At 43.9% G+C, this 17,289-nt stretch carries 17 protein-coding genes; 16 read left to right on the forward strand and 1 reads right to left on the reverse strand.

Annotated elements, in window-relative coordinates; genetic code table 11:
• Window positions 1-2: 2 nt before the first annotated feature.
• The 4 genes from DFP79_RS02690 to DFP79_RS02705 all read left to right on the forward strand — a co-directional run bounded on the left by DFP79_RS02690 (window position 3) and on the right by DFP79_RS02705 (window position 3,259).
• On the forward strand, window positions 3-713 hold the full coding sequence (locus tag DFP79_RS02690) for an aspartate/glutamate racemase family protein (protein ID WP_133502413.1): 711 nt from the start codon (window positions 3-5) through the stop codon (window positions 711-713).
• A gap of 115 nt (window positions 714-828) precedes the next feature.
• On the forward strand, window positions 829-1,653 hold the full coding sequence (locus DFP79_RS02695; protein WP_133502414.1) for a TauD/TfdA dioxygenase family protein: 825 nt from the start codon (window positions 829-831) through the stop codon (window positions 1,651-1,653).
• 194 nt (window positions 1,654-1,847) lie between these two features.
• Window positions 1,848-2,795 carry an SPFH domain-containing protein gene (locus tag DFP79_RS02700; RefSeq protein ID WP_133502415.1) on the forward strand — a complete coding sequence of 316 codons (948 nt, stop codon included), beginning with the start codon at window positions 1,848-1,850 and terminating at the stop codon, window positions 2,793-2,795.
• Window positions 2,795-3,259, forward strand: a complete 465-nt coding sequence (locus DFP79_RS02705; RefSeq protein ID WP_133502416.1) for an NfeD family protein — start codon at window positions 2,795-2,797, stop codon at window positions 3,257-3,259. Before DFP79_RS02700 ends, DFP79_RS02705 begins: the two co-directional genes overlap by 1 nt.
• A gap of 39 nt (window positions 3,260-3,298) precedes the next feature.
• On the opposite strand, the gene DFP79_RS02710 is transcribed toward DFP79_RS02705, so the two are convergent.
• Window positions 3,299-3,805, reverse strand: a complete 507-nt coding sequence (locus DFP79_RS02710; protein ID WP_133502417.1) for a GNAT family N-acetyltransferase — start codon at window positions 3,803-3,805, stop codon at window positions 3,299-3,301.
• Between the two features lie 328 nt (window positions 3,806-4,133).
• Between DFP79_RS02710 and DFP79_RS02715 the strand changes: the two genes are divergently transcribed.
• From DFP79_RS02715 to hsdR, 12 genes are all read left to right on the forward strand, one after another.
• A complete protein-coding gene (locus DFP79_RS02715; RefSeq protein WP_133502418.1) occupies window positions 4,134-5,570 on the forward strand; it encodes a sensor domain-containing diguanylate cyclase in 1,437 nt (478 codons plus the stop codon).
• Between the two features lie 306 nt (window positions 5,571-5,876).
• The gene (locus DFP79_RS02720) at window positions 5,877-7,466 is read left to right on the forward strand and encodes a cytochrome ubiquinol oxidase subunit I (protein WP_133502419.1); all 1,590 of its coding nucleotides are present in this window, start codon (window positions 5,877-5,879) and stop codon (window positions 7,464-7,466) included.
• Between the two features lies 1 nt (window position 7,467).
• On the forward strand, window positions 7,468-8,604 hold the full coding sequence (gene cydB / locus DFP79_RS02725; protein ID WP_133502420.1) for a cytochrome d ubiquinol oxidase subunit II: 1,137 nt from the start codon (window positions 7,468-7,470) through the stop codon (window positions 8,602-8,604).
• Window positions 8,605-8,712: 108 nt separating this feature from the next.
• Window positions 8,713-8,820: a cytochrome bd-I oxidase subunit CydX gene (gene cydX, locus DFP79_RS02730; RefSeq protein ID WP_133502421.1), complete on the forward strand. Its 108-nt coding sequence runs from the start codon at window positions 8,713-8,715 to the stop codon at window positions 8,818-8,820.
• Window positions 8,821-8,823: 3 nt separating this feature from the next.
• The gene (gene cydD / locus DFP79_RS02735; protein ID WP_133502422.1) at window positions 8,824-10,623 is read left to right on the forward strand and encodes a thiol reductant ABC exporter subunit CydD; all 1,800 of its coding nucleotides are present in this window, start codon (window positions 8,824-8,826) and stop codon (window positions 10,621-10,623) included.
• Complete coding sequence (locus DFP79_RS02740; protein WP_133502423.1) at window positions 10,589-12,256, forward strand: amino acid ABC transporter ATP-binding/permease protein; 1,668 nt, start codon at window positions 10,589-10,591, stop codon at window positions 12,254-12,256. The genes cydD and DFP79_RS02740 overlap by 35 nt, the downstream gene beginning before the upstream one ends.
• Before the next feature lie 225 nt (window positions 12,257-12,481).
• The gene (locus DFP79_RS02745) at window positions 12,482-12,715 is read left to right on the forward strand and encodes a DUF2798 domain-containing protein (protein ID WP_133502424.1); all 234 of its coding nucleotides are present in this window, start codon (window positions 12,482-12,484) and stop codon (window positions 12,713-12,715) included.
• Window positions 12,716-12,834: 119 nt separating this feature from the next.
• On the forward strand, window positions 12,835-13,281 hold the full coding sequence (locus DFP79_RS02750) for a GDP-mannose mannosyl hydrolase (RefSeq protein WP_133502425.1): 447 nt from the start codon (window positions 12,835-12,837) through the stop codon (window positions 13,279-13,281).
• Between the two features lie 48 nt (window positions 13,282-13,329).
• Entirely contained in the window at window positions 13,330-13,734 is a 405-nt protein-coding gene (locus DFP79_RS02755; protein ID WP_133502426.1) for a GNAT family N-acetyltransferase, read from the forward strand.
• Between the two features lie 55 nt (window positions 13,735-13,789).
• Entirely contained in the window at window positions 13,790-14,188 is a 399-nt protein-coding gene (locus DFP79_RS02760; protein WP_133502427.1) for a YiiD C-terminal domain-containing protein, read from the forward strand.
• Window positions 14,189-14,220: 32 nt separating this feature from the next.
• Window positions 14,221-14,604 (forward strand): SMU1112c/YaeR family gloxylase I-like metalloprotein, encoded by a 384-nt coding sequence (gene gloA2, locus DFP79_RS02765; protein ID WP_133502428.1) that lies wholly within the window; start codon window positions 14,221-14,223, stop codon window positions 14,602-14,604.
• Between the two features lie 191 nt (window positions 14,605-14,795).
• Window positions 14,796-17,273: an EcoAI/FtnUII family type I restriction enzme subunit R gene (gene hsdR, locus DFP79_RS02770; protein WP_133502429.1), complete on the forward strand. Its 2,478-nt coding sequence runs from the start codon at window positions 14,796-14,798 to the stop codon at window positions 17,271-17,273.
• The last annotated feature ends 16 nt before the right edge of the window (window positions 17,274-17,289 follow it).

Below are 17,289 nucleotides of genomic sequence, written 5' to 3' on the forward strand. Positions count from 1 at the left end.
CGATGACGATTGCGATTATAAACCCGAATTCATCACACACCATGACTCAGCAAATGCAGTCATCGTGTGTGAACCTCATTCTTCATAATGAGACTCAATGGTATGAATGCTCAAATAGCCCTGCAAGCATAGAAGGCCACAGCGATGGCGCTCAGGCAGCGTATCATCTGTTAGAAAAGATTCGAGAGCTTGAAAGTTCTGAGGTGCCGCCGAAAGCCTATGTCATAGCATGCTTTGATGACACAGGGTTAGACGCAGCTCGTGAGATAACCGCTTCTCCTGTTATAGGTATCGGAGAGGCCGCCATGCACGCAGCAAGCTTTGTGAGCCAGCGTTTTGTTGTTATGACGACGTTAGAGCGATCCGTTTCGATTCTGGAACGCAATCTAAGTCACTATGGTTTGGCAAATCGAAGTGGTGGCGTATACGCATCGGGTTTGCCTGTTCTCTCTCTTGAAAGCGACCAACAAAGCTACGACATTGTAAAACGCGCTGCGAGTAAGGTATTAAATGAATACAAAGGAGACGCACTGGTGCTGGGCTGCGGGGGAATGAGTCACTGGGTTGAACGCTTGCAAAGCGGTATCGGTGTTCCTGTTTTGGACGGTGTTCGTATTGCGGTTGCTTTTGCCGACAGTTTTATTTCGTTAAAACTTTCTACAAGCAAGGTTGCCGGCTATGCATGGCCAGAAATCAAAGCCAATCAGAATTAAAAGTCTTGTAAACACAAAACAGCACAATAAGAAAAATACGACTGTTTTAGAAGGAACTTTGTCTTTCCGCTATGATCATAACTATCACCGTTTGATTTAGCGTTGAAAGGCATTTATGAAAATCACGCCATTGAGTCGGCATATTGGCGCCGAAATATCTGAGCTACAGCTTCACTCTGTATCCGATCGGGAGTTTGATCAGCTTTACTCGGCTTTTTTAAAGCATAAGGTTCTGTTCTTTCGAGACCAAGAATTAACTCCTGATCAGCATTTGGCGTTAGGTAAGCGCTTTGGTGCATTAGAGCCTCCGCATCCATTTTTTCCTCATGTAAGTTCGCACCCTCAAATCGTTGTGATCGAAACTAGCCGAGGCAACCCTCCGGGCGAAAGTTTTTGGCATACGGACATGACGTTTCAAAGTATTCCACCCAAATGTTCTATTTTGCATGCGCAATATGTACCTGAAAGTGGCGGAGATACTTTGTGGTGCTCGATGGCCGCAGTTTGGGATAGTTTGTCTGACTCCCGAAAACAATACTTGAAGGAATTAAGCGCTTGTCACCAGTTGCACGCGTTTAAAGGCAGCCGTTACGATAAAACGACTGATCAGGGAGAAAGCATTGTAGATAAAAAGAGTGACCAATATCCCCCTGTCTTCCATCCTTTACGATACATTCATCCAGAAACACAAGAAGAAGTCCTGTTTATCAACGAGCAGTTTACACGCCATATAAATAGATTAAATGTAGAAGAAGGTGAAGCGTTGCTATCCGAGCTATTCACGGTTGCTCGACGGGAGGAGTTTCATGTTCGGTTTTCTTGGCAACCTAGATCTGTGGCGATATGGGATAACAGAGTAACCCAGCACTTCGCTGTGACAGACTACGGGGATGCACCTCGAAAATTACATCGAGTAACAGTAAAGGGTGAAAGCGTTTAAAAAGGGACTTTGGGAGGATTTTGAAGTTCCTTGCTTTGCTTAATCAAGCGTGTAGTATCGCTTTTAAAGACAATTGACCGGAACTCAACATGATTTCAATGACAATGTGAGTGATATTGTAGTGAGTCTATACTGGTTAAAGGTCGTTCATTAGCAATGTTTCAATTCATGTTTAAATTACAGGATATAAAGAAATGGAAGAGCTGGATTTTATCTTTGATTATGTCGCGACCATTCCGGTCTTTCTGCTTATTTTTGTGGTGGTGTTGCTAAAACTTTCTATTAAGTTTGTCCCTCAGAATAGAGCTTTTTTGGTTGAGCGTTTTGGCAAATATCAATCCACTAAAGAAGCTGGCTTAAACTTCATTGTGCCTTTTATTGATAAAATCGCAGCCGACCGTTCACTAAAAGAGCAAGCCGTAGATGTCCCTTCCCAAAGTGCAATTACACGAGACAACATTTCACTTACCGTTGACGGCGTTCTCTATTTTCGTGTTCTTGATCCTTACAAAGCGACATACGGTGTTGAGCGATATGTATTCGCCGTTACCCAGCTTGCGCAAACTACCATGCGTTCTGAGCTTGGTAAGATGGAACTGGATAAAACTTTTGAAGAGCGTGACCAACTTAATACCAATATCGTTTCAGCGATAAACGAAGCATCAAGCCCTTGGGGCATTCAAGTTCTCCGCTATGAGATCAAAGACATCATTCCCCCTCAATCTGTTATGGAAGCGATGGAAGCGCAGATGAAAGCAGAGCGTGTGAAACGTGCGCAAATTTTGGAATCAGAAGGTGATCGTCAAGCCGCTATTAACCGTGCAGAAGGTGAGAAGCAAGCAGTCGTACTTGCTGCTGAAGGTGAAAAATCGGAACAGGTTCTTCGAGCGGAAGGTGAGGCGCAAGCTATTATTGCCGTCGCAAACGCTCAGGCTGAAGCTTTGCATAAAGTGGGTGAAGCGGCTAATACCGAAGAGGGCCAAAAGGCGATTCAGCTTGATCTCGCTTCGAAAGCGATCGATGCGAAGAAATCGATTGCTAAAGAGTCGTCCATGGTTATTCTGCCTGATAGTGCGACTGACGCTGCATCACTTGTTGCGCAAGCGACGAGTATTATTAACAAATTGAACGTGAAAAACTGATGGACTTTCTTAACGAATACCTTGTTCAAACCCTCGCTATTATGGGGATTGCACTGTTAGTGACCGAAATATTGGTTCTTGGTTTCAGTACGTTTGTGCTGTTTTTTGTGGGTGTGGCCATGATCATTACATCGCTCATGGTGTATGTGGATATCGTGCCTTATACATGGACTGCATCCATTCTTGCTATTGCGATATTAAGTGCAATATTGGGTGCCGTGTTGTGGCTTCCATTCAAAAAAATGCAGGGAAAAGTAGACCATGCTCCGGTAAAAAGTGATTTCGTTGGGCATACGTTCGTTTTGGATTCCGATATCGGTCCAGCAGAACCGGGTACTTATCAATATTCTGGCGTGATCTGGAAAGTAATAAGTGAGAGCGAACTTGGTATGGGAGCGAAAGTAGAAGTCACGGAAGTTCAGGTTGGCGTTATGTATGTAAAGGCGACCACTGTTCACAAATAATGGTTGTTTATAAAACAATCATTATTAAAAATCGCGTCTTTACCAAGGCTCGCATTCAATGGCGATGGCTCTGCCCGCAAAAGGTTTGCCGCGGTACATTAAGACGAACTTATCGGTGCTTGTTGCGATGTTATTTTGAAAAAAGGATACGCAACCCTCAAATCGCTTATAACCATGTTGTTGATAGTAACTTTCGAGACGATGTGGGCAAAACAATGCAAACGTTTCCGTGAGGCTGGTGGCGTGTTCGGAGTGATGCAAATAGTCGAAAAGCAAAGAGGGGATCCTTTTACCTTGAGCTTCAGGTCGTACCACGACATCACCAACACCAACCACAGTTACCCTTTGATAGCCATCTAACTTGATCGAGTAGAATCCGTATCCAAGGTGCGCTGATGGTTGTTCACCTTCGTTGGCCGCTAATAGGTGCCAAGTGGGTTGCGACCATTTGATGCCTTTGCTTTCAATTGGAAAAACCTGATCTCGCCAATGAAACAAGTGAGTATCGTCTTCCTCTGAAATAGATTCTGAAAATTGTATATTCATAAATACGTCCTTACTTAGTGATATTCATGCACCCCACGATAAAGAATAGCGTTAACAAAGCATTATTGCTTGCTGTAAAACGACGCTCTAATTTATATGTCGTTACTCAAATGCTGCTATTTGTTTCATGATCAATTTTCATATAAATGTCTAAAGTGTTTAAGTTCAGTTATTTCTTGTTATTTTATTCTCTTTCGTTACAATTTATCTGCATATTCTAGTTTTTTGAAATTTAATAACTGGGCATTAATGGCTATTAATTAGCCAGAGAATCGGCTCTTTCCTAGTTATTCCGCTGTTGTTACCGATTCAATTGTTGTGCTGCTCTATGATAAGAAAACGTTTAAACGCCGCTGCGATCGGTGTAATTGTATTATTGGGTTGTGCTGCAACCAGTTTGACAAGTTACTTTTATGCAAAAAGCTCTGTGTATGAACATGTGAGTAGCCAGATTCTTCCTCTCTCAAGCGATAACATCTATTCTGAAATTCAACGTGATTTTCTGCAATCTACATTAATCTCGTCTTTCATGGCCAATGATTCGTTTGTCCAAGATTGGTATTTTGAGGGAGAAAAAACACCGTCTAAAATGGTGAATTATCTTAAAAAAATTCAGACGGAATACGACACCATAACGGCATTTTTTATCTCTGAACAAACACGAAAGTACTACCATAGCTCAGGCGTGTTGAAAACGATTTCTGAGGAAGACCCACGTGATGATTGGTACTTCCAATCAAAATCATCGTCTCAGCCCAGTATCATAAATATCGACCACGATACCGCAAATACGCAACGTGTTACGGTGTTTGTTAACTATCGAGTTGTGGATAATCTCGGTACGTTTATGGGAGTCATTGGCGTTGGTTTGTCATTAAACTTAGTCGAATCTCTTATTGAATACTTTGATACGCAATATGGTCGTAACGTTTACTTTATCGACGGTATCGGTGAGATGATGTTTAATGAGATACATCAGGATGATTTTCCTTTTCGAGATGATAATAAAGCGTTGTACGAGCACGCATTTTCTTCTTTGGTCAAGATGGACTCAAACTCCTTTTCGTTTCAAACCGAGCATGGAAAAACCGTATTTTTAAACAGTCGTTACATTCCTGAGTTTGATTGGCATCTGGTTGTAGAACAAATCGAGGACGTAGACACCGAAGAGATAGAACAAGCGCTGGTCATCAATTTAGCACTTTCTGTGGGCGTCAGTTTAATTATTCTGGCCTTTGTGTATTGGGTTACTCGTGGATACAACAATAAGCTCGAACGAATGGCACGCTATGATCACCTAACCGGTGCTGTGAATCGTCAGGCATTGGATGTTTTGTTTCATCGAGCTGTTGTTTCGTCAAATAAAAAGCACGAAGCAATGTCACTGGTATTGGTCGATATTGATCATTTTAAAAAGGTGAACGATAATTTCGGGCACCAAGCGGGCGACAGTGTGATTTCGGGTGTGGTGAGTCTGATGAAAGACTGGCTGCATAAAGAGGATATTGTTTGTCGTTGGGGTGGAGAAGAGTTCTTACTTATTTTGTTAAACAGTAAGAAGAGAAAAAGTATTCGCCTTATACAAGATATGCTGAAACATGTTGAACACACGTCGTTTGATGTCGGCGAACAAGCCGTATCCATCACGTTAAGCGCAGGTTTAACGCAGCTTTCTGCCGATGATTCGTTACCGCAGGCCATCGCACGAGCAGATGAACGACTCTATCAAGCTAAGGAAGAAGGGCGTAATAGGCTCAGAAGTTAATTTTACTTTTGAGAATTGCGCTCTTTGAACCTTTAAACATCCCTATTTTTTCTATCCACAAAAATATGACTTAGATCAATAAATAGCCATCATCTTGCTCGATGAGTGCAGACTGCACTGGGTTTCTTGATCTAACGCAATACTCTTTTCTAAGTCCTTACCCATAATGCGTACTTATATTAGACCTCGATGGACGAGGTTTAATGGTGTGGCGGTTGAATAACAAGAGCATAAAGAAAGCCATTACATGGTTTTATTAGTGCCAGATAAAACGCCTTTCATTTACGTATAACATGGGTTGAGATCATGATTAACGAAGCAGTCGTAGATCTGTCAAGGTTACAGTTCGCTCTAACGGCCATGTACCACTTTTTGTTTGTACCTCTGACCTTGGGCATGTCTTTTCTTCTTGCGATTATGGAGTCTGTATATGTCATAACGGGCAAGCAAGTTTATAAAGACATGGTTAAATTCTGGGGCAAGTTGTTTGGTATTAACTTCGCACTGGGTGTTACAACCGGTTTGACGATGGAATTTCAATTCGGAACAAACTGGTCTTACTACTCGCATTATGTTGGCGACATCTTCGGAGCGCCGTTGGCAATCGAAGGTTTGATGGCATTCTTTTTAGAATCGACTTTAGTAGGCTTGTTCTTCTTTGGTTGGGATCGCCTAAGCAGAGTGAAACACTTATTTGTAACATGGGGCGTTGCATTAGGGTCTAACTTGTCTGCACTTTGGATTTTGATTGCCAACGGTTGGATGCAGAATCCAGTGGGTTCAGAGTTCAACTACGAAACAATGCGAATGGAGTTGGTCGATTTTGGCGCGTTGTTATTTAATCCAGTGGCTCAGGTGAAATTTGTTCATACTGTGTCAGCGGGTTACGTAACCGGTGCTGTGTTTGTCTTGGCTATTTCCAGTTATTACCTGCTTAAAAATCGTGATCTTGCCTTTGCTCGTCGTTCATTTGCTATTGCCTCAGCGTTCGGTTTAGCAGCGTGTCTGAGTGTGATCATTCTTGGGGACGAATCCGGCTATGAGCTAGGTGAAGTACAACGTGTGAAATTGGCAGCTGTAGAGGCCGAATGGGAAACTCACGAAGCGCCAGCGCCATTCACTGTTATCGGTTTTCCTAATCAAGAGCTTGAAGAAACAGAGTTTGCTCTGCGAGTGCCGGGCTTGATGGGCTTGATTGCAACGCGTTCGCTTGATCAAGAAGTCATGGGTATTAAAGAGCTTAAAGAGCACAATCGTCAGCGTATTATCAATGGTATTTACGCTAACCAGTTGCTTGAAGAGCTTCGTGATGGTTCGCAAGATCCGCTAGTAAAAGAGAACTTTGAGAAGGTGAAAGACGACCTCGGTTATGGTCTGTTGGTCACCGCTTTTACGGAGAACATGAATAACGTTACTTCAGAGCAGATCGATATGGCTGTGGATTTCTCTATCCCACGAGTCGCGCCTTTGTTCTTCGCTTTCCGTATTATGGTGGCATGTGGTTTCTTAATGTTATTGGTGTTTGCAATCGCATTTTACCAAAACGCTCGTCGCAAAATCGGTACAAACTCTTTCTTCCTTAAGGCCTGTTTATTCACTTTACCTTTGCCTTGGATTGCCTGCGAAACAGGTTGGTTTGTTGCCGAATATGGTCGTCAGCCTTGGGCGATTGGTGAGGTATTACCGGTAAATGTGGCTGCGTCAAACCTGACCGCAGGTGAAATCTGGCTGTCTATGGGTCTAATGACCTTGTTATACACCGTCTTCCTAGTTGCAGAAATGTACCTAATGATTCGCTTTGCGAAACAAGGTCCATCCAGCTTGCATACCGGTCGCTATGCGCTGGAAAAAGAGACTGAGCAACTACAAGCACAAACACCAGCTCAAGGGGTATAAGATGGATTACGAAATTCTAAAAGTCATTTGGTGGGTACTGGTTGGCGTTCTGCTGATTGGTTTTGCTGTCACCGATGGGTTTGATATGGGGGTCGGTTCTTGGCTGAACATCTTGTCGAAAGAAGACAGCGAACGCCGTATCATGATCAACTCAATTGCGCCTCATTGGGACGGTAATCAGGTGTGGTTGATTACAGCAGGTGGTGCATTGTTCGCGGCATGGCCAATGGTTTATGCAACGTCTTTCTCAGGCTTCTACTTTGCGATGATCCTGACATTAGCGGCCTTGTTTTTCCGACCAATTGGGTTTGATTATCGCTCAAAATTGGAAGACAAAACGTGGCGTAGTGCATGGGATTGGGGTATTGGCTTCGGCTCAGCAGTGCCTCCAATCATTTTCGGTGTCGCGTTTGGTAACCTTTTACAAGGCGTACCTTTTGAGTTTGATAAATACATGCACGTGACATATACCGGCTCATTTTTCGGCTTGTTAAACCCATTCGCCATTCTATGTGGTTTGGTTAGCTTGCTGATGATCATGACGCAAGGCGGTGCATGGCTGCTAATGAAAACCGAAGGAAGTCTGCATAACCGCGCTGCGTTGGGCACATTAGTATCAGGTGTATTGGCTGCGCTTCTCTTTGTACTAGCGGGAGTTTGGTTGGCGTTGGGTATTGATGGCTATGTCCTAACCAGTATGGTGGACGGCAATGCGGCAATGACACCGTTAATGAAAACCGCTGAAATTCAAGAAGGCGCTTGGCTTGCTAATTACGAGAAAGTGCCTGCACTGATGTTAGCGCCTATCTTGGGTATAGCAGGTATGCTGGTGGCTGCATTGTCCGCCAAAGCAGGCAAAGGAGGAACTGCGTTCTTATTCTCTTCTTTGGGCATCGCGGGCATTATCGTGACAGCGGGCGGCTCTATGTTCCCATTCCTAATGCCTTCGTCTTCTTTCCCTAATATGAGTTTGACGATGTGGGATGCGACATCAAGTGAAACCACTATGATGATCATGTTCGTTGTGGCCTGCATCTTTGTACCGATCGTATTGGCTTATACATTATGGAGTTACATTGTGATGTTTGGCCGTTTAACCAAAGAACACATCGCTAAAAACAAGCATTCTCTGTACTAAACTGTGATTCACAATGTACGTCAGAGAATAGCATTACGATAACGAAATTATACGGTGACAAGTGGGGTGTAACGACACGCCACTTAGTCCTCTAATTGGAGATATATTATGTGGTACTTTGCTTGGGTTTTAGGAGTGTTACTGGCTTGTTCCTTTGGCATAATCAACGCAGTATGGCTTGATTTTAAAGGCTACGAAGGCGAGCCTCAGGAATAAAATATGATTAAGGCCAATGCCAAAAGTAACAAGGCCGACAAACGTTCTGGACGTGTTCTCACGCCAGAGCGTTTGTTTCTGAAGGACCTTGCTCAACCTGAGAAAGCGACCTATAGAACGGTTAACCTGTTAGGCATACTCATTGCTGTGGGGATCGTCTTACAAGCTTTTGGACTGGCCTTCGTTTTTTCTGATCTTGTATTAAACGCCGTTGCCGATCTTCAAATGTTGGTGTTGGCGGGGGTCGGGTTCTTACTTAGAATTTCTGCACAGTATTTTCGCGACGTGCTCAGCGCATCGGCAAGTCGCAACATTCGTTTTTCATTACGGCAAAAAGCACTTTCACATCTCGCAGATTTAGGCCCTAAAAGACATCAAATTGAGGAAGACGCTGCATTATCAACGCGTGTCTACGAACAAATTGATGCGTTAGATGACTTTTTTACTCGGTACAAACCTCAGGCATTTTTAGTCGCGGTGATTCCTTGTGTCATTTTGGCGAGCGTCGTTTGGGTGTCTTGGATCGCGTTTGGCATCTTTATGTTGACTGCGCCCTTAGTCATATTATTTATGATTTTGGTCGGGCACAAAGCGGCGCAAGCCAATAGAAAGCAATTTAAAGTATTGTCTCTGCTTTCGAACCAATTCAGTGATTTAAACCAAGGGCTCGCTGAATTAAACCGCCTTGGCCAAACGACGACGGCGCGTAATCGTCTTTCAGACAGCGCTGAGCGCTATCAAAAAACGACCATGGGCGTATTGAGACTCGCTTTTTTGTCGACGGGAACATTAGAGTTGTTTGCGTCCGTGTCGATTGCGATGGTTGCTTTGTATTTAGGGTTAGGCCTACTGGAGCAGCTGCCTTGGTCGGTGGGGTCGTCTCCAGTAACCTTGAGCGAAGCATTCTTCTTATTATTACTTGCTCCTGAGTTTTACTTGCCGCTTCGCCAGTTAGGCAGCGACTATCATGCTAAACAAAAAGCCGAAGCAGCGTCGACGGACTTGATTGATCTCTTTAATGTTAAAGCAGATTCACACACAGCAGCGTTCCACAAACCAGAGAGCTCCCTTTCTGAAGAAGCGAACGGCAATGACCAAATTATGTATCCCACGTTTGAAAGCGATGCTTTGATTGTGATGAGGCACATGGGGTGGGAGCAGGCTGGACGACAGCGCCTAGCGCCTTTTACGGGTTCTATCCACGAAGGGGAGCGTGTCTGGCTTAAAGGGGAATCGGGCATTGGTAAATCCAGCTTGATGACTATTCTACTGGGCTTTGAGCAACAGTATGAAGGTAGCCTTAAAGTAGCAGGTGGTGAATTAACCGCTACGAATTTGTCGCAATGGCGTAATCGATTAGCGTGGATTCCTCAAAAACCTGAATGGGTGCAAGGCACGATTCGTCAAAATTTAGAATTGGGGATTGGGCGTTGCACTGAAGCAGCGTTAAGGGAAGCTTTGATACAAGCCAAATGTTGGGATTTTGTGCTGACATTGAAGTACGGATTGGACTCGACCATTACAGAAGCAGGCACGGGCTTGTCAGGCGGGCAAATGCAGCGCTTATCCATTGCCCGCGCGTTGTTGACGCAAGCAGATATATGGTTGCTTGATGAACCTTGCTCAGGGTTAGACGAAGACACAGCGGAACATGTGCTCAACACCATAGACGATGTGTCTCACGGTAAAACTATGTTGATTATCAGTCATGATACGCACCCCGTTTTTTGGGCAGATACATTTTGGACTTTAACAAAGGAAGGCGTGCATGCCAAAGCGCAAATCAAACGTTCTTACGTTTAAGTCGTTACTCTTTCAAAACCCTTTCGGTCTAATTGTTGCGGCCTCTATTGGCGCAATTGCCAGCTTGGCTGCGGTGGCCTTATTGGGCATTTCTGGCTGGTTCTTATCTGCGGCGGGTCTTGCAGCTGTGGTTGGAACAGCGTTAACGTTCGACTTTCTTACACCCGGTGCACTTGTGCGTCTAATGGCCATATTACGAACCGCAGGCCGCTATGGCGAGCAAGTTTTTTCCCATGATCATCTATTGGGGTTGCTTCGAACACTGCGTTTATGGGTGTGGGATCAGCGTCAAAGCCTTCCTTTTATTGACCTAAATAAGCAAACAAAGGGCGATCTCTTACAGCGATTAATTGGCGATCTAGATCAAATTATTAAATGGCCTCTTGCTGTGGCTATGCCGTGGTTATATGCCTTCTTAGGGTGTATTGCTTTAGCAACACTCAGCGCATTTATTGTGCCGTCACTCTGGCCTTGGGTGTTGCTTTATTCCGCATTGCAGTTGGTTTTTCTGCCTTGGCTTGCGCATCGTCTTTGTTCCGTGGCGGTGTTCAAAATGCAAGCTTTGTCGACCCATCGACGAGCGCGTTTCATGAGTGTCTTTGGGGCTTTAATTACCTTGACCATTCGAGGAAACTGGGCAGGTTACGCGAGTAAATTAAAAACGCTCGATCTTCGTCAAAAAGCGCTACAAGCCTATATACAAAAAACAAGCAGTATAACCAAATACCTTTCTCAGTGTACGACGTTTGCGTTAATGGCAGTGACGTTGATTCAGGTATTAGCTTATAAAAATGACGTGCTGATTTTGGACGAAGGTGTGCAGGCAACGTGGTTAGTTGCCTTATTGCTAGCGATGCTTGCGGTCAATGAGTTATTGCAGCCGTTGTCTAATGCGTTTATCGCTCAAGGCCAGTCCAAAGTCGGGCTAAGACGGTTAAATCAGATCGCTCTGCATGACCACGGTGAAAGAGCAACGGTCTGTAAACTTGGGGAAACAATACGATTTGATAACCTGATCGGACGTTACCAGCAAGGTGCATGTCAAAGTGATTTGAAGGGTGTGAGTGCAGAGATAGAATTAACCCAGAGCTTACGAATCGTAGGAAAAAGTGGCGCAGGGAAATCCACGCTTCTTGCGGCGTTAGCGGGTGATTTGCCATTCAGTGGAAGTCTATTCATAGACGATAACGAGGTGAGCATTACCTCTAATCAAAATTGGTACAAACAAGTCGCATATTTACCTCAAAATCCTATAATTTTTCAGCAAAGCCTGTCTTCTAATTTAAGATTAGGTGCGCCAAATGCGACAGATCAAGAGTTGATAGAAGTACTGAATATTCTGGGGTTAGGGGAGTGGTTAGAAAGCCTACCAAATGGCCTCGATACTTTGTTAGGCAATCAAGGTCGAGATGTATCTGGCGGACAAGCGCGCCGAATCGCCCTAGGTAGAGCGCTGCTTAGAAAGTCTGGATTGATGTTACTGGATGAACCGTTTGATGGGCTTGATTCAACCAGCATTCAACGTGTTTGCGAAGCCATTGAGAATAATAAGTATCGCCCTGATTTTTTGATATATGTTAGCCACATCAACAGTCCGCTGGATCGTAACGCAATGTCACTGCCCGTCGAATAGGGCCGTGACATTTCTCCTTTTTAGAACGGCTCTTCGATATTTTCATATTTCTTGTCCATAATTTTCTTGTTTTTGGGTGCTGTTTTAGATGATGCACGCCCTGTTACGGATTGATTTAATACAAGCGCCCAGCGTATGGTATCCGTCGTAGCCGTTCATTCTTGCTGATCGCAGTGTTCGACGTTCAATCAAATATCAATTTACAAAGTGGGAGAGGCATAATCGATGAAAGTTAGTCCTAAGTACGCAGGTATTATGATGGGAGTAATCATTTCCGTTGGAATGAGTTTTTTCATGTCCTTCGCAATGCTTGCTTTAAACGTTGGGTTTGTTGATGGCTTTCTTCATTTATGGATGAGAGCGTGGGGCGTTGGATTCGGTGTCGGATTTCCAGCCGCAGCGATCATTGTGCCTGTAGCGAGAAAGGTGGTTTCTAAAGCAACAGGGCTTGCTGTCTAAAACAAACGGAAAGCACCATTTTAATTTAAACGAGCAGATGTTAGATGTTGGTTTATTGAATCTTGGGCCACAGGTTAGAATAGCGGCACTTTTGTACATTTTAGGTTGTAGTATAAACAATGAATGCAGATAAGTTTTTAGAGATTATCGACAACACGCCATTGGTTTCCATTGATATTATTTTGCGAAATTCAGAAGGGCACATTTTACTGGGTAAACGGGTAAATAAACCCGCCGAAGGGTTTTGGTTTGTACCGGGCGGAAGAATTCGTAAAAATGAGACATTGAAGGCAGCAATGCAGAGAATTTCACTTGTTGAACTTGGCTTCGAAATTGACCTTCATCATGCTGAAATGATTGGCGCTTTCGATCATATATACGACGATAATTTTAATGCGACAGACGGAGTAAATACGCACTATGTCGCGTTAGGCTATAACGTGAAGATGGACTCTCAAAACAAAGTGAAGAACGATTCTCAGCATTCAGATATGGTTTGGATGTCCGAAAGCGAACTGATCAATAGCGAACATGTGCACTCGAATACAAAAGCGTATTTCTTATAATGTTTTCGTAAATTAGAGTTTATGTTGGTAGAGGAACATTCATTTCAAATGGAAATCAAAAAAATCGCTTGGCAAGACACAATTCCTATTCGACATAAGGTTCTGTGGCCAGATAAACCACCGGAGTTTTGCCACGTTAAAGAAGACGAGAGTGGAGATCACTTTGGTGTGTTGGTTCAGGATGAATTGGTGTGTGTTGCGTCGGTGTTTATTGATGGTCAATCAGCGCGCTTGAGAAAGTTTGCAACACTGGAAACTCATCAAGGAAATGGAATCGGAACCACGGTCGTTAATCATATCTTGAAGGAGCTTTCCGCTAAGGGCGTCAACAATATGTGGTTTGATGCACGAGAGTCGGTAACTGGTTTTTATAGCCGATTTGGCTTCAATGTGATCGGTGAGCGTTTTTACAAAGGGGATATTCCCTACGTTAGAATGGGCATGAGTTTTTAAAAACGCTGTTTATGTGATCTTACTCTTTTGAAAACGCCTTAGGTAACACGAAATAATGAATCTTGATGCGATTCCACCATTAGAGAAATTAGGCATAGAATTAAAACACTGCAATGGCGTAACCGCCGCCTTTTTTCTCCCGTACGACGGTAATCAAAATGACAAAAACACGGTATTCGCGGGTAGCCAGTATTCTGCCTTGGTGATCGCAGGCTGGTATTTAGTTGGGGTTTGGGCGGAGCAAAATTCGCTAGGTGATAAAGTCGCGATAAAAGAGGGAAATGTGAGTTACCCTAAAGCCGCGCACAGTGATGTGACGGTTACCGCCCGTTTTGATGAAACACCCAATAAGCGCCCAAGCGGTCACTATAAAAGCATAGTAAGGATAGAGGCTCGGGATGAAGACGGCGACTTAGTAAGCCAGCTGATCGCAGATTATCGAATCTTATTGTAACGCCAATGCGTTGAATTATTGAGAGTGCATTCATGATAAAGGGCATTCACCACGTTGCTATTATTTGTTCGAACTACGCGGTTTCGAAGCATTTCTATGTGTCTATCTTAGGGCTTGAGATCATTGCTGAAAATTATCGAGAAGCCCGTGATTCATTCAAATTGGATTTAAAATTGCCCAACGGTAATCAAATTGAGCTGTTTTCCTTTCCTGATCGACCCAAGCGCCCAAGTTACCCAGAAGCTCAGGGTCTTAGGCATTTGGCGTTTTATGTCTCGTCGGTAGAAGACACCGTGGCTTATCTAGCAGAGCATGGGGTGGCCACCGAACCTGTTCGTATAGACGAATATACGGGCAAAAAATACACCTTCTTCAGTGATCCCGACGATTTGCCGTTAGAGTTGTATGAGGCTTAGGCCTTTGCTGCTCCCATTTGGTTATTCTCTTTTGTCAGTAGACATCCTGAATATAGCGTCCGCAGGGGAAGGGAGCATGACGCTTTATTAGGAGTGCTTTGTTTATGAACAGCCGTTTAAAAAGTTACTCGGTTTTACGTGAATATTTCGTTATATTAAACACTTAAACGGAGTTGTAATGGATTGACGAGATGACCTCAGGCATTAATAAAGCGAAGTTAACAGAAACCGACATCATTACGAAATTTGTTCTGCCAGCCATACAGAAGGTTGGTTGGGATGATATGACGCAAATTCGTCAGGAAGTGAAGCTCCGTGATGGCAAAGTCATTGTCCGTGGACAAATGGCAGCACGTCAAAAAGTAAAGTCTGCTGATATTGTTTTATATCATAAGCCGAGTATGCCGTTAGCCGTGATAGAGGCCAAAGCGAATAAGCATGATATGGGAAAAGGCATGCAACAAGCGTTGGATTACGCTCACTTATTAGACGTCCCTTTTGTTTTTGCCACCAATGGCGACGGTTTTATCTTTCACGACAAAACCAATCCTACCCAACTTGAAACCGAAATTCGTTTAGAAGACTTCCCAACACCGCAACAACTTTGGCACAAATACTGTGTTTGGAAAGGCTTCAAAAGCGAATATCTACCCACTATCACACAAGACTATCACGACGATGGTACAGGTAAATCGCCACGTTATTATCAGTTGCAAGCGATTAATAAAACCGTCGAAGCCATTGCCGCTGGGCAAGATCGCATATTATTGGTCATGGCTACGGGAACAGGCAAAACCTACACGGCCTTTCAAATCATTTGGCGCTTATGGAAAGCCCGAGCGAAAAAGCGCATTCTATTTCTAGCGGATAGAAACATCTTAGTGGACCAAACTCGTATCAATGATTTTCAGCCTTTTGATACGGCGATGACCAAAATAACAGGTCGTACCGTGGATCCCGCCTTTGAAATTCATCTCGCCCTTTATCAAGCACTTACCGGCCCAGAAGAAGAGCAAAAAGCCTATAAACAAGTGGATCCTAATTTCTTTGATCTGATTGTGATAGACGAGTGTCACCGAGGCAGTGCTTCAGAAGACAGCGCATGGCGCGAGATATTGGAATATTTCAGTTCTGCCTCTCAAATAGGGTTAACCGCCACGCCGAAAGAAACTGAAGAAGTCTCTAACATCGAATACTTTGGAGATCCTCTTTATACCTATTCCCTAAAGCAAGGTATAGAAGACGGTTTTCTAGCGCCTTATAAAGTCGTGCGTGTAGACATAGATGTAGACGTGCAAGGCTGGCGACCAACCAAGGGACAAACCGACAAAAAAGGCAATCTGGTCGAAGATCGCATATATAACCAAAAAGACATGGATCGAACTCTCGTCATTGATGAGCGTACCCAATTGGTTGCGCAAACCATTACCAATTACCTAGAGCGCACCGACCCCATGGCGAAAACCATCGTCTTTTGTAACGACATTGACCACGCCGAACGCATGCGCAGCGCTTTAGTTAATCTGAATTCCGAGCAAGTGAAAAAGAATGACAAATATGTGATGAAAATCACCGGAGATGACGATTTAGGCAAAGATCAGCTAGACAATTTTATCAATCCGAAAAAGCCTTACCCAGTCATTGCCACCACATCGGAACTGATGACCACAGGGGTCGATGCGAAAACCTGCAAGCTGGTGGTATTGGATCAAGGCATTCAATCCATGACCAAATTTAAGCAAATTATTGGCCGTGGCACTCGTATAGAGGAACGATACGGCAAACTCTGGTTCACTATTTTAGACTTTAAAAAAGCCACCGAATTGTTTGCCGACGAACGCTTTGATGGTGAACCAGAGCAAGTAAAAACCACCCAACCCGAAGACTTTGAAACGGAAGAAGGTCTAGATAATATTATCGACGGTACGGATAATATAGACAGTGCTGACCCTTTTGCTGAAGCAAATATAGATCCAAACACCATTCAAGAGCCAGAAGCGCCGTACGATACAAACAACGTCAATGGAACCAGCAATCAAAGCGGCATGAACGCAGACATGAATGGAGACTGGAACGACGAGGAAAAAGTTCGTAAGTTCTATGTGAAGGGCGTAGCGGTAAAAACTCTAGCCGAACGTATTCAGTATTATGATACCGATGGCAAACTGGTAACGGAATCTTTCAAAGACTACACCCGTAAAACCATGGCCAAGCAATTCTCTTCCCTCGATGACTTTATTAAAAAGTGGCAAAGTGCAGACCGTAAACAGGTTATTCTGGATGAAATGGCCGAGCAGGGCATTATCTGGCAAGCACTGGAAGAGGAAGTAGGCCAAGGGCTAGATCCATTCGATATGATCTGCCATGTGGTTTATGATATGCCGCCTTTAACCCGAAAAGAGCGGGCGCAAAATGTGAAAAAGCGCAATTACTTCACCAAATACAGCGAAACCGCCCAACAAGTATTAAATAACCTGTTAGATAAATACGCAGATGCGGGTGTGCAGGAAATCGAATCCATGCAAGTACTGAAAGTACAGCCATTTAATGAAATTGGCAGCTTGAGTGAGATTATTAAAAAAGGCTTTGGTGGCAAACCTCAGTACAACCAAGCCATCAATGAATTGGAAGCCGAAATTTACCAAATGACTCCGCCTAAATCTGCTTAAGCTTAACAGCACATCA

This window comes from Marinomonas balearica, assembly GCF_004362145.1.
Lineage (GTDB): Bacteria > Pseudomonadota > Gammaproteobacteria > Pseudomonadales > Marinomonadaceae > Marinomonas > Marinomonas balearica.

Excerpts from the sequence above, each read along its gene's own strand:
- DFP79_RS02715 (WP_133502418.1), top strand. The coding sequence starts at position 4,134 with ATGATAAGAAAACGTTTAAACGCCGCTGCGATCGGTGTAATTGTATTA.
- DFP79_RS02690 (WP_133502413.1), top strand. The coding sequence starts at position 3 with ATGACGATTGCGATTATAAACCCGAATTCATCACACACCATGACTCAG.
- DFP79_RS02705 (WP_133502416.1), top strand. The coding sequence starts at position 2,795 with ATGGACTTTCTTAACGAATACCTTGTTCAAACCCTCGCTATTATGGGG.
- DFP79_RS02755 (WP_133502426.1), top strand. The coding sequence starts at position 13,330 with ATGGAAATCAAAAAAATCGCTTGGCAAGACACAATTCCTATTCGACAT.
- DFP79_RS02710 (WP_133502417.1), bottom strand. The coding sequence starts at position 3,805 with ATGAATATACAATTTTCAGAATCTATTTCAGAGGAAGACGATACTCAC.
- cydX (WP_133502421.1), top strand. The coding sequence starts at position 8,713 with ATGTGGTACTTTGCTTGGGTTTTAGGAGTGTTACTGGCTTGTTCCTTT.
- DFP79_RS02740 (WP_133502423.1), top strand. The coding sequence starts at position 10,589 with ATGCCAAAGCGCAAATCAAACGTTCTTACGTTTAAGTCGTTACTCTTT.
- gloA2 (WP_133502428.1), top strand. The coding sequence starts at position 14,221 with ATGATAAAGGGCATTCACCACGTTGCTATTATTTGTTCGAACTACGCG.
- DFP79_RS02695 (WP_133502414.1), top strand. The coding sequence starts at position 829 with ATGAAAATCACGCCATTGAGTCGGCATATTGGCGCCGAAATATCTGAG.
- DFP79_RS02745 (WP_133502424.1), top strand. The coding sequence starts at position 12,482 with ATGAAAGTTAGTCCTAAGTACGCAGGTATTATGATGGGAGTAATCATT.
- cydB (WP_133502420.1), top strand. The coding sequence starts at position 7,468 with ATGGATTACGAAATTCTAAAAGTCATTTGGTGGGTACTGGTTGGCGTT.
- DFP79_RS02700 (WP_133502415.1), top strand. The coding sequence starts at position 1,848 with ATGGAAGAGCTGGATTTTATCTTTGATTATGTCGCGACCATTCCGGTC.
- hsdR (WP_133502429.1), top strand. The coding sequence starts at position 14,796 with ATGACCTCAGGCATTAATAAAGCGAAGTTAACAGAAACCGACATCATT.
- DFP79_RS02720 (WP_133502419.1), top strand. The coding sequence starts at position 5,877 with ATGATTAACGAAGCAGTCGTAGATCTGTCAAGGTTACAGTTCGCTCTA.
- cydD (WP_133502422.1), top strand. The coding sequence starts at position 8,824 with ATGATTAAGGCCAATGCCAAAAGTAACAAGGCCGACAAACGTTCTGGA.
- DFP79_RS02750 (WP_133502425.1), top strand. The coding sequence starts at position 12,835 with ATGAATGCAGATAAGTTTTTAGAGATTATCGACAACACGCCATTGGTT.
- DFP79_RS02760 (WP_133502427.1), top strand. The coding sequence starts at position 13,790 with ATGAATCTTGATGCGATTCCACCATTAGAGAAATTAGGCATAGAATTA.